We start from the raw sequence: 14,871 nt of genomic DNA on the forward strand, positions 1-14,871 counted from the left end.
CAACCGCCTGTGCCCTCTTCTGGGCCAGGCGGTTTTTTGCCCCTAAAAACCGGCAGCGGCTGCTTGGTTGAGCAGTTGTGAGAGCATTCCGGCCAATGCCAGATTCCCCCCTGGCATCGTCAACAGCACCAGCCCGTCAACAGTAAACAGGCAAATACCACTGGTGGCGTAGTTGCGACCATAGGCGCCCGGAAAGTTCTGCAAACACGCATGGTTTTGGCTAGAGGCACTGCCTGTGCCCAAGGTATTGCCAAATAAGTGCTGTGCCCAAGCAAAGACGCGATCGGCAGATTTGATCTGTGCTGGGGGCAAAGGCGCATTGGCGGCCAGTTTCAGAACGGGCACCAATGCCGTACGTTGTACACGGCTCCAAGCGTCCGATACTTCCACCGTGATCGGGTGCTCCCCTGTGGGCAGGGCCGCCAGATTGGCTATCACTTGGTGTGTTTGCCCAGGTGCCAATTCTGTCGCTTGCCCCAAAAGGGTACTGCCACTGAGCACCCTGATGTTGAGCAGATCACCATCGGCATCGTCTAGTTGCACCGTGATGGGAAGCACATAGCGTGCAGAAGGCGTGGAGCGCAATTGCGCTGTTCCCACGTAAAAGGAGCGTGACTCCGGAAACTCTAACGGATCAATGCGCAGGTAGCGCACCCCATCTGCCCAAGTGCGCGCTGTAGCAGGCTCGTACACCAACTTGTTCATGTCAAACCAGTAGCGTTGCAGCCCTGGTCGCAGGATGATGTCATCGGTGGTGACACCGGGGTCGGCATCATTGGATTTCCAGGCCAGCCGCATCACAGCCCCTCTGGTCAATTCACTTTGGGCCGTGGCATCCATCGGAACGTACAGGTCAAAACCCAACCAACGGTAGGTATTGGCATCGATGGGGTGGGTGTTTTCCTGAAATGCCAAAAATACATGGGGATCACCCTCTGTGTGGCCCGCAGTCGCAGGTCGGGAGGTGGCATGAAAAAAAGCGCCGGTAGGTTGCAGGTCAGGAATACCTGTGGTGTATTCCCAATGCAGGAGATTGCTCAGTTCAGGGCGCAGCACCTGGCCCGATTGCATGGCCCAAGCCTTTCCCTGCTCTACCAAGGCGTAATCTTCCCCATCTTCAGGGCTAGGGGAAAGAATTTCGACCGTAGGACGGGCGTTGATGTGCAGCGGAGCATCGTTGTACACAACGGTTTCTTGAAATCCGGCCGCTTGTGTCAGACGCACACTGTGCAAGGTCAGTCCAATATTTTGCCCAGCATGGGGGCCGTTCAGAGGATCAATACGCAAGGCACGCACCAGCCCTGTCCATTGTGGAGACCGACCCAAATCGATCTGGTAGGTAGCACGGCCTGCCCGTACCGAAATAAAGTCACTGGGATTGCTGACCGTACCGGCCTGATCGCCCCACCAAACCAACAAACCCGACTCCTGTGCAGGAACCTGATCCAGTGTCATATCGACGGTGATGTAACGGTATTTCTGGGTATCAATCGGGCTTTGCTGGTCGATATCGAGCAAAACAAATGGATCTGGATCATTGGTGGTGGCTTGCAAGCCACTGCGCCCCGTGGTGGCCCCCGACAAGCCATGATTGCTCGCCCAAAGGGTGTCAGAGTTGCTGTCAAAGACCCAAGCCTTGCCCCGTTGGCTCAAGGCATAGTCGCCATCGGTGATAGCCGCAATACGGTAATGCCCTGGGGGCAGACGGGCTGTGGCACCGGGATGGCTATTGATTGGCAACGCCGTACTCAAAGTCTGGCTACTGCCAGTGGGCTGTATTTCAGCCAGCCAATGTGTTTTTCCGGGAGGCAGCTGGGTGTCACTGGCTTCGTTGTGGTGGTACAAACGCGCCCAATCGATCTGAAACTCCACATTGCAGCCCAAGCAGGGATCAATCCGCAGCCCCTGAATGTTACCCCCCCAAGGCTGGCCTGTGCTGGGCAGCATAGCTGCCAGATCAAAGTGGTACAGATGCCAGCCGGGGTAGACCGGAAACAAAGGCGACTCGGCATAGGCTGCATCAAAAGCCGCCACAGTATCGCCACCGTGGTGCCATACCAAACGACCACCGCGCGAGCCGGGCACCACGCTGTCTGGCAACCGCATCATGAACGCCAGATGGGTGTAGCGATTGGCGTCCATAGCAATCGGCACCCCATTGGCAGCCGGCATGGCCGACGGAATGGGTGGAAACTGTAGCCAGAAGTGGGGGTCGGTATCGCGGGCCGTGCCCGTCATGGTGCCATTGGCAACAATGGCGGCACTCAGGTTGTGTGTCCACCAAAGAGGAAACACATCTCCCTGCGTAGACATATCCCAAGCATTGCCTAGCACTTGCGTTGCATGGTCTGGGCCTTCAGCGACCGTCTGGGCGTGGGTGCCTTGAATACAGGCCACCAGCAGACAGGCGGCAAGCGATGCGCGAAGAAAAGGCGGGTGCAGATGCATAGCTATATCCTTTACGGTAATGAAGGAGCCGACACCAGCGTGAACCGCAGCCCCTGCGTCCATCGTAGCGGGAACCGTTGAAAACGGGCACTTTGGGTGCCACTTTCAATGCTATCGGGCGAGTCTGGTTGGCCCAGCCTAAAATCACGCTCCCCCTGAACGCAAAGAGACCACCATGGGACGCACCCTGTACGACAAGATCTGGGACGAGCACGTCGTCCATACCGAAGAAGACGGCACTGCCGTGCTCTACATCGACCGCCATCTGGTACATGAAGTCACCAGCCCACAGGCTTTTGAGGGTTTACGCCAAGCTGGGCGCAAAGTCTGGCGCGTCAGCTCCATTGTGGCCACTGCCGACCACAACACCCCCACCACCGGTTGGGAACTGGGCTACGATGGCATTACCGACCCGATCAGCAAAGAACAAATCACCACGCTGAATGCCAACATCGCCGAAACCGGCGCAGCCGCCTTTTTCCCGTTCATGCACCAGCGCCAAGGCATTGTGCATGTCATGGGGCCAGAAAATGGGGCCACTTTGCCAGGCATGACGGTGGTCTGCGGTGACAGCCACACCAGCACACACGGCGCTTTTGGCGCGCTGGCGCACGGTATCGGCACCAGCGAAGTCGAGCACGTCATGGCCACCCAAACCCTGTTGGCCAAAAAAGCCAAAAATATGCTGGTGCAGGTGGATGGACAACTCGCCAAGGGCGTGACGGCCAAAGATGTGGTGCTAGCCATCATTGGCAAGATTGGCACGGCAGGCGGTACAGGCTACACGATTGAATTTGCGGGCTCTGTCTTTCGCACCATGAGCATGGAAGGCCGCATGACGGTATGCAACATGGCCATTGAGGCTGGTGCGCGCGCTGGTTTGGTGGCTGTGGACGACAAAACGATTGATTACGTCAAGGGCCGTCCGCTGTCGCCCACCGGCGTGGAGTGGGATCAGGCCGTGGCGTACTGGAAAACGCTGCACTCGGATGCCGACGCCGTGTTTGACACCGTGGTCACGCTCCATGCCGATGACATCGTGCCCCAAGTGACATGGGGTACCTCGCCCGAAATGGTGCTGGGTGTTGACGCCACCGTGCCCGACCCCGACAAAGAAAAAGACGCCAACAAGCGTGGTGCCATCGAACGCGCCTTGCAATACATGAACCTGCAACCGGGCAAACCTATCAACGATATTTTTGTCGATAAGGTATTCATTGGTTCTTGCACCAACAGCCGTATTGAAGATATGCGCGAAGCCGCTGCCGTGGTGAAAAAGCTGGGGCAAAAAGTAGCCAAGAACGTGAAGCAGGCGCTGGTAGTGCCCGGCTCCGGGCTGGTCAAAGAACAAGCCGAGCGCGAAGGACTGCACGAGATTTTCAAGGCGGCCGGTTTTGAATGGCGTGAGCCAGGCTGCTCGATGTGCTTGGCCATGAATGCCGACCGTCTGGAGCCGGGTGAACGCTGTGCCTCGACCAGCAACCGCAACTTTGAAGGCCGTCAAGGCGCAGGTGGGCGCACCCACTTGGTCAGCCCTGCTATGGCGGCTGCGGCTGCGGTGCATGGTCACTTTGTGGATGTCCGTACTTTTGCTTGATAGCACCCTAGGAGCACTGTCGTGAAAAAGATCGCCACACTCATCACCCTATCGCTGGCCTTTGTGCTGAGCGGCTGTAACACCGTCAAAGGTGTAGGCCAAGATATTGAGAAAGCTGGTTCTGCCATCGAACGCGCTGCCACCAAGTAAACAAGCCCCCCATGCAAAAATTTATCCTTCACCAAGGCATCGTGGCTCCGATGGACCGCGAGAACGTCGATACCGACGCCATCATTCCTAAGCAGTTCCTCAAGTCGATCAAAAAGACCGGCTTTGGCGTCAACCTGTTTGACGAATGGCGCTACCTTGACCACGGCGAGCCGGGCCAAGACCCCGCCAGCCGCCAGCCCAACCCCGACTTTGTGCTCAACCAGCCACGCTACCAAGGTGCCTCTATCTTGTTGGCCCGCAAAAACTTTGGCTGCGGCTCTAGTCGTGAACACGCCCCCTGGGCACTGGAGCAATATGGTTTTCGCGCCATCATTGCACCCAGCTTTGCCGATATCTTCTTTAACAACTGCTTCAAAAACGGCTTGCTGCCCATCGTGCTGCCCGAGGCCACGGTGGCGCAGTTGTTTGATGAAGTAGCCGCCTTTGCGGGCTACCAGCTCACCATTGATCTGGAGCGCCAAGTGATCGTACGCCCACAAGGCGAAGAAATCCCCTTTGATGTGGTGCCATTTCGCAAATACTGCCTGCTCAACGGTTTTGACGACATCGGCCTGACCTTGCGCCACGCCGACAAAATCAAAGCGTTTGAGGCCGAGCGGCTGGCCGTCAAGCCTTGGCTGGCCCACACCATGGTGGCGTAAACGCCCACCACAGATATTCAATCTCCTGAAAAGTAAATCATGAAAATTGCAGTATTGCCGGGTGACGGCATTGGTACCGAAATCGTCGCCGAAGCCGTCAAGGTGCTCAACGCCTTGGATTTGAAATTTGAGATGGAAACCGCCCCTGTGGGGGGTGCTGCCTATGAAGCAGCAGGCCATCCGCTGCCCGAGTCCACCCTCAAGCTGGCCCAAGAAGCCGATGCCATCCTGTTTGGTGCCGTGGGCGACTGGAAATACGACAGGCTCGACCGCCCACTGCGCCCCGAGCAAGCCATTTTGGGCCTGCGCAAGGCGATGGGCCTGTTTGCCAACTTCCGCCCGGCCATTTGCTACGAGCAGCTGACCCACGCCTCCAGCCTCAAGCCCGAACTGGTGGCCGGGCTGGACATCCTCATCATTCGCGAACTGACCGGCGACATTTACTTCGGCCAACCCCGTGGCCGCCGCATTGCCACCGATGGGCACTTCCCCGGTGCCGAAGAAGCCTTTGACACCATGCGCTACTCGCGCCCAGAGATTGAGCGTATCGCCCACGTCGCTTTCCAGGCCGCACAAAAGCGCAGCAAGCGCGTCACCAGCGTAGACAAAGCCAATGTGCTCGAAACCTTCCAACTCTGGAAGGACGTGATGACCGAAGTGGGCCAACAGTACCCCGATGTCGCGTTGGACCATATGTACGTCGACAACGCCGCCATGCAACTGGTGAAAGAGCCGAAAAAGTTTGACGTGCTGGTCACGGGCAATATGTTTGGCGACATTCTGTCGGATGAAGCCTCGATGTTGACAGGCTCGATTGGTATGTTGCCTTCGGCCAGCTTAAACAGCAAAGGCCAAGGCTTGTACGAACCCAGCCACGGCAGCGCCCCCGACATCGCCGGCAAAGGCATTGCCAACCCGCTGGCTACCATTTTGAGCGCCGCCATGATGCTGCGCTTTAGCCTGCAACAGCCCGAAGCCGCTGACCGCATCGAAAACGCCGTCAAAGCCGTGCTGGCCCAAGGCCTGCGCACCGGCGACATCTACAGTGAGGGCACCACCAAGGTCAACACCGTGCAAATGGGTGATGCAGTCGTCAAGGCACTGGGCTGATACGCAGGCCTGGCATCCGCTACAATGAAAAGCTATGTTTGCCGCCTGCCCGTTCCTGCTGAACAACACCTCTGCCATCACGGCAGGTGGGGCCGTGCGCGCAACCATCACCACCACCACGACCATTAAGGGCTGATCCAGCTCCGGTATCGTCGTGCGCCCCTCCCCGGCCAGACGAGCCGGGCAACCGATCAGCCCCTACGGTGTGGTAACGTTTTTTATCATCGAAGGGGCTTGAAATGAGCAAATTGGTAGGTTTGGTCGGCTGGCGCGGTATGGTCGGCTCGGTGTTGATGGATCGTATGCAGGCCGAGGGTGACTTCGACCTGATCGAACCCATCTTCTTCTCTACATCCAATGCGGGCGGCAAGGCTCCAGCGCAAGCCAAAGCACACAGCACACTGCAAGACGCCAATGACATCGCTGCGTTGGCCCAGTGCGACATCGTTATCACCTGCCAAGGTGGCGACTACACCAAGGAAGTGTTTCCCAAGCTGCGCGCCTCCGGCTGGCAAGGCCACTGGATTGACGCGGCTTCGTCGCTGCGCATGGAGCAAGATGCCGTCATCGTGCTCGATCCCGTCAATGACAACGTGATCCAGAAGGCGCTGGCCGCAGGCGGCAAGAACTGGATTGGCGGCAATTGCACCAACTCTATCTTGCTGATGGGTTTGGGCGGTCTGTTCAAGGCCGATTTGGTGGAATGGGTCAGCTCCATGACCTACCAAGCCGCCTCGGGTGGTGGTGCCAACCACATGCGCGAGCTGCTCAAAGGCATGGGCGTAGTCCATGCCGCAGTGGCCGACGAGCTGGCAACCCCCGCCTCCGCCATTTTGGACATCGACCGCAAGGTCGCCAAAACCATCCGTGAAGATGTGCCCACCGAGTTCTTTGGCGCGCCGTTGGCCGGTGGCCTGATCCCTTGGATTGATGTGCAACTGCCCAACGGCCAATCCAAAGAAGAATGGAAAGGCCAAGCCGAGGTCAACAAGATCTTGGGTACTGAGGCCACCATCCCCGTCGATGGTTTGTGCGTGCGCATCGGCGCCATGCGCTGCCACAGCTTGGCCCTGACGCTCAAGCTGAAAAAAGACCTGCCACTGGCCGAGATCGAGACCATCATCCAAGGCGGAAATCCTTGGGTGAAGTGGGTGCCCAATGACCGCGCTATCACCGTTAAAGAACTGACCCCAGCCTCCATCACCGGCGGCCTGCAAGTGGGCGTGGGCCGGGTGCGCAAACTCAACATGGGGCCAGAGTACCTGTCGGCCTTCGTGATTGGTGACCAGCTGCTGTGGGGCGCTGCCGAACCCCTGCGCCGCATGCTGCGTATCCTGTTGGCAGCCTGATTGGCACGGTAAGAACCGGGTGTTTCGCTTAGAAACACCCGGTTACTCTCGTTGTCAGGGGACAACACCCTAAGGTACCAGCAGCAGCGATTCATTGATCGGCATGGGTCTGAGGTGCTGCTTTTCTTGTCAGTCCAAGGCATTGCTGCTATGGTGTTTTGATACTTCTCCAAGCCGGAGCAAGCGCCGGGTTTCTTGTCTGTAGGCCGCTTGACCGGGCCTCTTTTTTCTTATCAGTTGATAGCAACCATGCATCGTTGGAAATACTCTGCGCTGGCAGGAGCGGTCGTGGCGACCCTTGGCCTGTACGCTGCTGACGCTTCGGCGCTGGCCTTGGGACCGATCATGGTGCAGTCTGCTCTGGGCGAGCCCTTGCGCGCCGAGATCGATCTGCCCCAAATCAGCCCCGCTGAAGCCGATACCCTGCGCGTCAGTCCTGCCGCCCCGGAAATTTTCCGCAGTCAGGGGATGGAATACTCCCCCGTGGTTACACAAATGCGGGTGCAACTGGAGCGCCGCTCTAATGGCCGCATGGTGTTGCAACTCTCCAGCGATCGGCCCGTGAACGATCCATTTGTTGACTTGGTGATTGATGCCTCTTGGGGCACAGGCCGCATCACGCGCAGCTACACCATGTTGTTTGATCCACCGGCGCTGCGGCGTCCGCCGGTCGCCTTGGCCGCCGCACCGCAAATTCCCCCCGCACCGGCCACACCTGCACCAACAGCAGCGACACCCGCCAGCCCACCAGCAGCCCCCGCACCAAGCCCCGTTGCTCCCATCACAGACGCAACCTCGCCCGCACCTGCGGCCCCCTCGCCAGCGCCAAGCCCTGCGCCCGCACCACGCCCAGAACGAACACAAACGCCTCGTCCAGCCGCCGCGCCAGCACCCACACCCGCGCCAGCCCAAAGCGTACAAGTCAAGCAGGGCGATACAGCCGGTCGAATTGCCGAGAGCCGTCGTGGGGCAGGGGTCTCGCTAGACCAAATGCTGGTAGCTTTGCTGCGTGCCAATCCAGAAGCTTTTGCCCAAGGCAACGTCCACCGCCTCAAAGCCGGTGCAGTGCTTGAAGTGCCCGATGCGCAACAAGCCCAGGCCGTGCCAGTGGCCCAAGCACGCCAAATCATGGCCGCACAGAGCCGTGATTTCAACGAATTCCGACGCCGACTGGCTGTCACAGCACCGGCGGCACAGGTCGAGGCCGCAGACCGTTCTGCCAAAGGCAGCGTCCAAACCCGTGTCGAAGACAAGCGTCCTGCCAGTGGTGCTCCCGATAAGCTCACTCTGTCCAAAGGCGCTATGACTGGGCAGAAGGCTGCCGCAGAGGAAAAACTGGCACAAAGCAAGCAAAAAACTGAAGCCAACAACCGGGCGCAGGAAATTGCCAAAAACATTGAAGACCTGAACAAACTCAATGCCAGCGTAACTGCCCCTGCCTTGGCACCTGCACCTGCGCCCGCCGCGACAGCAACTCCAGCACCTACACCAGCACCAAGCCCAGCCCCGGCACCCGAGCCTGCACCTTCACCGGCGCCAGCACCAGAAACACCAGCCCCAGCGCCAGCACCAGCGCCCACAGAGGCACCGCCGCCCCCTCCTGCACCTGCCCCCACACCTGCGCCTGCACCGGCTGTAGAAGAGCCTGGTTTTATCAGTGGCCTCTTTGAAGACCCTCTCTTGCCGCTGGCAGGTGGTGGTGTATTGGCACTGCTGGCAGGCTATGGCGTGTATGTTGCCATGCGCCGGCGCAAAGCCAAAGAGTCGGTCGATAGCTCCTTCCTTGAAAGCCGGATACAGCCTGACTCGTTCTTCAATACCAGTGGTGGTCAACAGGTAGATACGGCCAATGTGGCTGAATCGACAACTGGCGCATCTTCCTCCATGTCTTACAGCCCCAGCCAGCTTGATGCTGGGGGGGATGTCGATCCGGTAGCAGAGGCCGATGTTTATCTGGCCTATGGGCGTGATTTGCAGGCCGAAGAGATCCTGAAAGAAGCACTGCGCCATACCCCTGAGCGTATCGCCATCCACACCAAGCTGGGTGAAATCTATGCCAAACGGCAAGACCGCAAGGCACTGGAGGCAGCGGCTTCTGATGTGTACAAACTCACCCAAGGTCAGGGCCCAGACTGGAACCGCATGGTGGAGTTGGGGCGCGAAATAGATCCGGGCAATCCTATGTACCAACCAGGCGGCCAGCCCGCATTGGCGGGTGTTGCCGCTGCCGCAGCCACCGGTGCTGCGGCCACTGGTTTTGCCAGCACCTTGAGCGATCCAGCGCCAACGGCTGGACAACTGCCACCAGAACTGGATTTTGATCTTGATCTGGAGCTGCACGACACACCGGCAGAAGATGCCAGCGCCGATCCAGGTGGATTTGCTGCGGCCATCGCCTCAGCCACTGAAATGCCTGAATTGGCCATGCCCATCTTGGATACTGGCCCGATGTCACCGCCTGCGCCACCCGCCGCAGCTCCGGCGCCAGCTGCGGAGCCCGCCCCCGCCCAAGACATGGGGCTGTCTTGGGACGTGCCAGATCTGCCGATGGTGCCTCCTTCTGGCTCTGCCGCACCGGCTGCATTGGAGTTACCCACCCTGGATGCTCCCGCAACATCCACCATGACAGATCTGGAGTTCTCTCTGGACATGCCATCGGAGCAAGCCAACGCGCCTGTGCCAACCCCGGCATCTGAGCCGCTGCCAGATACTGCTGCACCAGCCACCGATTCGGGCCTGATGGACTTTGATTTGGGAGGACTGTCAACAGAACCACCCGCTGCGGCCCCAGAGCCTACACCAGCCACCAATGAAGCCGTAGCTGCTCTAGAGCAGGACGGCCCATTCGAAGGCCAATCAGAAGATCCACTGGAAACCAAACTGGCCTTGGCGCAGGAGTTCAATGCCATTGGAGACAGCGATGGTGCCCGCACCCTGATTGAGGAGGTCATTGCCGAATCCTCTGGCGCACTCAAGGCCAAGGCCCAGAGTTTGTTGGCCGAGCTGTCCTGATCCGTGCCCGGCATGCGAGTGGCCTTGGGGGTCAGTTATAACGGTCAGGCATACCAGGGCTGGCAAAGCCAGCCCTCGGGCCAGACCGTACAAGACCGGCTAGAGGCTGCTCTGAGCCGTTTTGCCACCGAGCCAGTGCATACCCTTTGTGCAGGGCGCACCGATGCGGGAGTGCATGGGCTGATGCAGGTGGTGCATTTTGATGCCCCCGTGCAGCGCCCTGCTGCCTCTTGGGTGCGCGGCACCAATGCGTTTTTACCCTCCGACATTGCCGTGCAATGGGCACACGCCGTGCCCGATGGTTTTCATGCCCGTGCCAGCGCCACAGCCCGGCGTTATGCCTATGTGCTGTTGCAATCCCCAGTACGTCCCAGCGTTGAGGCCGGGCGCGTTGGTTGGGTCTTCCAACCGCTAGATGGTGATGCCATGCGTGCGGCTGCCGCGCAACTGCTGGGCGAGCATGACTTCACCTCATTTCGAGCAGCAGCCTGTCAGGCGCTGTCGCCGATCAAGACGATGCAGCGCATCGATATCACCCAGCAAGTGCTCAGTGCAGGCAGCACTGGCATGAACATCCCCGTCTGCTACTGGCGTTTCGAGTTTGAGGCCAATGCCTTTTTGCACCACATGATCCGCAACATCATGGGTTGCCTGGTTGCCATAGGGCGTGGCAGTCAGTCTGTCTGTTGGATGGGTGAGGTATTACAAGCACGTTCGCGCCAAGTGGCGGCCCCCACCTTTGCCCCCGATGGCCTGTATTTTCTAGGGCCCGTGTACGACCCGACCTGGGGGCTGCCAGAACGCACCCCCGCCTTTGACTGGCTTCCCTGATTTTGTAATGACTTTGTCCCCCACCCCCGTAGGGCTGCACCGCACCCGTATCAAGATTTGTGGTTTGACCCGCGAGCAGGATGTAGATGCTGCGGTGGCAGCAGGTGTGGATGCCATCGGGTTCGTGCTGTATGCCCCCAGCCCACGCGCCATCACGGTACAACGTGCGGCAGAACTGGCGCGGCGCCTGCCCCCATTTGTCAGCCCTGTGCTGCTGTTTGTGAACGAATCCGCAGCACAGGTACAAGCGGCTTGCGCCCAGATCGCTGGGGCCACTGCCCAGTTTCATGGCGATGAATCGCTGGCAGACTGCATGGCAGCCACGGCCCATGGTGCCCGCCCGTTCGTCCGGGCGGCCAGAATCCCCTTGGGCGAAGGGGCCACACAATTTGACCTCGTAAAATACGCAGATTCCTATTCTCCAGCGCAAGCCATTTTGCTCGACGCCCATGTGGATGGCTACGGCGGTGGCGGCCAGGCATTCAATTGGTCACTCCTTCCTCCAAGCGTCAACGCTCACCTCGTCTTGTCTGGTGGACTTACGCCTGCAAACGTGAGCGATGGCATCGTGCAGGTGCGCCCGCGTTGCAAAACGCTGGCGGTTGATGTCAGCTCTGGCGTTGAACAAGACGGCCCCGATGGCAAACCCCTGCGGGGCGTCAAAGACGCCACAAAAATCCATCGCTTCGTAGCTGCCGTGCGTGCAGCCGATGCCCAACTTGCAAATACCTCTCATGGCTTCCTACCAGTACCCTGATGCTTCTGGCCACTTTGGCCGCTACGGCGGCAGCTTTGCCAGCGAAACCCTGACCTTTGCGCCACAAGAACTGCGCGAGGCTTACGCCCGCTACCAGCACGACCCCCAATTTGTGGCCGAATTCAACTACGAGTTGGCCCACTTTGTCGGGCGGCCCTCGCCGGTGTACCACGCCGCCCGCACCAGCCGCGAGATGGGCGGGGCGCAAATCTTTCTGAAGCGCGAAGACCTCAACCACACCGGCGCACACAAAATCAACAACGTGATTGGCCAAGCCATGCTGGCCAAGCGCATGGGCAAGCCACGCATCATTGCCGAGACGGGGGCCGGACAACATGGCGTAGCCACGGCCACTATTTGCGCCCGCTATGGCCTAGAGTGCATCATCTACATGGGGGCCGAGGATGTGAAACGCCAAAGCCCTAATGTGTTCCGTATGAAGCTGCTGGGCGCTACCGTTGTGCCGGTAGAGTCTGGCAGCAAAACCCTCAAAGACGCCCTGAACGAGGCCATGCGCGACTGGGTAGCCAATGTAGACAACACCTTCTACATTATTGGCACCGTAGCTGGGCCACACCCCTACCCCATGATGGTGCGCGACTTCCAAAGCGTGATTGGCACCGAATGCCTGACGCAAATGCCCGCCATGTTGGCCGAGCAAAACATGGCCACCGAGCAGCCCGATGTGGTGGTGGCCTGTGTGGGCGGTGGCAGCAATGCCATGGGTATCTTTTACCCCTACATTCCTTACGAAAAAACCCGCCTGATTGGCGTAGAAGCCGCTGGTGAGGGGCTAGATACCGGCAAGCACTCGGCCTCGTTGCAAAAGGGCAGCTCTGGGGTGTTGCATGGCAACCGCACCTTCATTTTGCAAGACGACAACGGCCAGATTATGGAGACGCACAGCATCAGCGCCGGGCTAGATTACCCCGGCGTGGGGCCAGAACATGCGTGGCTGCAAGAGCTGGGCCGGGCAGAATATGTAGGCATTACCGACAAAGAAGCACTGGCCGCCTTCCACTACCTGTGCCGCACCGAAGGCATCATCCCGGCCTTAGAGTCTAGCCATGCCTTTGCCTACGCTATGAAGCTGGCTAAAACCATGCGCCCAGACCAATCCATTTTGGTCAATCTGTCGGGCCGGGGCGATAAAGACATCGGCACCGTAGCCGATTTGTCGGGAGAAGATTTTTACGACCGCCCCTCCATGCGCGGCCTGAGCGTCAAGGGCGGAGAAAGCAACAAGCCATGAGCCGTATCCAAACTACGTTTGAACAATTGCAAGCCAAGGGCCGCAAAGCCCTGATTCCTTACGTTACGGCAGGTTTCCCGTTTGCCGACATCACCCCCGCGCTAATGCACGCGATGGTAGATGCAGGTGCGGACATCATTGAGCTGGGCGTGCCTTTTTCCGACCCGATGGCCGATGGCCCAGTGATTCAAAAAGCGGGCGAAAAAGCCTTGGCTTTGGGCGTGGGCATGGTGCAAGTGCTGGGCCATGTGCGCGATTTTCGCAAGCGCAACCGCACCACGCCCGTGGTGTTGATGGGCTACGCCAACCCCGTAGAACGCTATGACCAACTGCACGGCGAAGGCGCTTTTGTGCGTGATGCAGCAGCGGCAGGCGTGGATGGTGTGCTGATTGTCGATTACCCACCCGAAGAATGCGAAGCCTTTGCTGCCCAATTGCGCGCCAACGGCATGGACTTAATCTTCCTGTTGGCCCCCACCTCCACCCCCGAGCGCATGGCGCAGGTGGCACGGGTAGCCAGTGGCTACGTCTATTACGTGTCACTCAAGGGCGTCACCGGCTCGGCAGCACTCGACACCTCGGCGGTGGAAGAAATGCTACCCCGCATCCGCGAGCATGTGAAGATTCCGGTGGGGGTCGGCTTTGGCATTCGTGATGCTGCTACCGCCCAAGCCATTGGCCGGGTAGCCGATGCCGTGGTGATTGGCACGCGCATTATCCAATTGCTAGAAAATCAGCCCTACGAAAAAGTCGTGCCTATCATCATCGACTTTATGCGTGGTGTCCGCAAAGCCCTTGATGCTTGACCCGAACAAAGGAAGCAGTCCATGTCTTGGCTAGAAAAACTCCTGCCCTCCCGCATCCAACCCACCAACCCTACTGAGCGCCGCCAGATGCCCGAAGGGCTGTGGATCAAATGCCCCAGTTGCGATGCCGTACTGTACAAAAACGACCTAGAGCACAACCAGTGGGTCTGCCCACAGTGCAGCCACCACCACCGCATTGGTGCCCGTGCCCGACTAGATGCCTTTCTAGATCCTGAAGGCCGCTACGAAATCGGCCAAGAAGTCATCCCCGTAGATGCGCTCAAGTTCAAAGACAGCCGCAAATACCCCGAGCGCCTGAAAGAAGCCCTAGAAAGCACTGGCGAAACAGATGCCTTGGTGGTGTTTGGCGGCGCTGTGCAAAGCATCAATGTGGTGGTCGCCTGCTTTGAGTTTGAGTTTATGGGCGGCTCGATGGGCAGCGTGGTGGGTGAGCGTTTTGTGCGCGGCGTCGAAACCGCGATTGAACAAAAAGTGCCGTTCATCTGCTTTACGGCTACTGGTGGGGCACGAATGCAAGAAGGGCTGCTGTCTTTGATGCAGATGGCCAAAACCAATGCCGCCCTTACCCGGCTAGCCAAGAAAGGCTTGCCTTATATCAGTGTGCTCACCGATCCCACCATGGGGGGTGTCAGTGCTGGTTTTGCCTTTGTGGGGGATTTGGTGATTGCCGAACCCAAAGCCCTGATTGGCTTTGCCGGCCCGCGTGTCATTGAATCGACTGTGCGCGTCACTTTGCCCGAAGGCTTCCAGCGGGCCGAGTTTTTGGTAGAAAAAGGTGCCGTAGACCTGATTTGTGACCGCCGCGAACTGCGTGCCACCATTGCCAGCAGCCTGGCCATGTTGCAGCGGTTGCCAGCAGACGCCGTCGCCTGAATC

12 protein-coding genes are annotated in these 14,871 nt (G+C 59.0%); 11 read left to right on the top strand and 1 reads right to left on the bottom strand.

Annotation, left to right across the window (positions count from 1 at the left end; genetic code table 11):
• Positions 1-42 precede the first annotated feature (42 nt).
• Positions 43-2,448, bottom strand: a complete 2,406-nt coding sequence (locus ACYVB2_RS00605) for a hypothetical protein (RefSeq protein ID WP_460534829.1) — start codon at positions 2,446-2,448, stop codon at positions 43-45.
• A 175-nt stretch (positions 2,449-2,623) separates the two neighbouring features.
• Between ACYVB2_RS00605 and leuC the strand changes: the two genes are divergently transcribed.
• From leuC to accD, 11 genes are all read left to right on the top strand, one after another.
• On the top strand, positions 2,624-4,045 hold the full coding sequence (gene leuC, locus ACYVB2_RS00610) for a 3-isopropylmalate dehydratase large subunit (protein WP_382431547.1): 1,422 nt from the start codon (positions 2,624-2,626) through the stop codon (positions 4,043-4,045).
• 21 nt (positions 4,046-4,066) lie between these two features.
• Entirely contained in the window at positions 4,067-4,195 is a 129-nt protein-coding gene (locus ACYVB2_RS00615; protein ID WP_382431545.1) for an entericidin A/B family lipoprotein, read from the top strand.
• Positions 4,196-4,206: 11 nt separating this feature from the next.
• Positions 4,207-4,857 (top strand): 3-isopropylmalate dehydratase small subunit, encoded by a 651-nt coding sequence (leuD, locus tag ACYVB2_RS00620; RefSeq protein WP_382431543.1) that lies wholly within the window; start codon positions 4,207-4,209, stop codon positions 4,855-4,857.
• A gap of 39 nt (positions 4,858-4,896) precedes the next feature.
• On the top strand, positions 4,897-5,967 hold the full coding sequence (gene leuB / locus ACYVB2_RS00625) for a 3-isopropylmalate dehydrogenase (protein ID WP_382431541.1): 1,071 nt from the start codon (positions 4,897-4,899) through the stop codon (positions 5,965-5,967).
• A gap of 239 nt (positions 5,968-6,206) precedes the next feature.
• Entirely contained in the window at positions 6,207-7,316 is a 1,110-nt protein-coding gene (gene asd / locus ACYVB2_RS00630) for an aspartate-semialdehyde dehydrogenase (RefSeq protein ID WP_382431539.1), read from the top strand.
• A 249-nt stretch (positions 7,317-7,565) separates the two neighbouring features.
• Positions 7,566-10,328 (top strand): FimV/HubP family polar landmark protein, encoded by a 2,763-nt coding sequence (locus ACYVB2_RS00635; protein ID WP_382431537.1) that lies wholly within the window; start codon positions 7,566-7,568, stop codon positions 10,326-10,328.
• Between the two features lie 12 nt (positions 10,329-10,340).
• Entirely contained in the window at positions 10,341-11,159 is an 819-nt protein-coding gene (gene truA / locus ACYVB2_RS00640) for a tRNA pseudouridine(38-40) synthase TruA (RefSeq protein WP_382431779.1), read from the top strand.
• A 7-nt stretch (positions 11,160-11,166) separates the two neighbouring features.
• Positions 11,167-11,916 (top strand): phosphoribosylanthranilate isomerase, encoded by a 750-nt coding sequence (locus ACYVB2_RS00645; protein ID WP_382431535.1) that lies wholly within the window; start codon positions 11,167-11,169, stop codon positions 11,914-11,916.
• On the top strand, positions 11,894-13,168 hold the full coding sequence (trpB, locus tag ACYVB2_RS00650) for a tryptophan synthase subunit beta (RefSeq protein ID WP_460534836.1): 1,275 nt from the start codon (positions 11,894-11,896) through the stop codon (positions 13,166-13,168). The genes ACYVB2_RS00645 and trpB overlap by 23 nt, the downstream gene beginning before the upstream one ends.
• Positions 13,165-13,974 (top strand): tryptophan synthase subunit alpha, encoded by an 810-nt coding sequence (gene trpA / locus ACYVB2_RS00655; protein ID WP_382431531.1) that lies wholly within the window; start codon positions 13,165-13,167, stop codon positions 13,972-13,974. Before trpB ends, trpA begins: the two co-directional genes overlap by 4 nt.
• Before the next feature lie 21 nt (positions 13,975-13,995).
• The gene (gene accD, locus ACYVB2_RS00660) at positions 13,996-14,868 is read left to right on the top strand and encodes an acetyl-CoA carboxylase, carboxyltransferase subunit beta (protein WP_382431529.1); all 873 of its coding nucleotides are present in this window, start codon (positions 13,996-13,998) and stop codon (positions 14,866-14,868) included.
• The last annotated feature ends 3 nt before the right edge of the window (positions 14,869-14,871 follow it).

Source organism: Giesbergeria giesbergeri, assembly GCF_054779375.1.

What these genes read in the sequence shown, in the direction of transcription:
- leuC (WP_382431547.1), top strand. Translation starts at nt 2,624, where the DNA reads ATGGGACGCACCCTGTACGACAAGATCTGGGACGAGCACGTCGTCCAT.
- truA (WP_382431779.1), top strand. Translation starts at nt 10,341, where the DNA reads ATGCGAGTGGCCTTGGGGGTCAGTTATAACGGTCAGGCATACCAGGGC.
- ACYVB2_RS00605 (WP_460534829.1), bottom strand. Translation starts at nt 2,448, where the DNA reads ATGCATCTGCACCCGCCTTTTCTTCGCGCATCGCTTGCCGCCTGTCTG.
- asd (WP_382431539.1), top strand. Translation starts at nt 6,207, where the DNA reads ATGAGCAAATTGGTAGGTTTGGTCGGCTGGCGCGGTATGGTCGGCTCG.
- ACYVB2_RS00635 (WP_382431537.1), top strand. Translation starts at nt 7,566, where the DNA reads ATGCATCGTTGGAAATACTCTGCGCTGGCAGGAGCGGTCGTGGCGACC.
- trpA (WP_382431531.1), top strand. Translation starts at nt 13,165, where the DNA reads ATGAGCCGTATCCAAACTACGTTTGAACAATTGCAAGCCAAGGGCCGC.
- ACYVB2_RS00645 (WP_382431535.1), top strand. Translation starts at nt 11,167, where the DNA reads ATGACTTTGTCCCCCACCCCCGTAGGGCTGCACCGCACCCGTATCAAG.
- trpB (WP_460534836.1), top strand. Translation starts at nt 11,894, where the DNA reads ATGGCTTCCTACCAGTACCCTGATGCTTCTGGCCACTTTGGCCGCTAC.
- leuD (WP_382431543.1), top strand. Translation starts at nt 4,207, where the DNA reads ATGCAAAAATTTATCCTTCACCAAGGCATCGTGGCTCCGATGGACCGC.
- accD (WP_382431529.1), top strand. Translation starts at nt 13,996, where the DNA reads ATGTCTTGGCTAGAAAAACTCCTGCCCTCCCGCATCCAACCCACCAAC.
- leuB (WP_382431541.1), top strand. Translation starts at nt 4,897, where the DNA reads ATGAAAATTGCAGTATTGCCGGGTGACGGCATTGGTACCGAAATCGTC.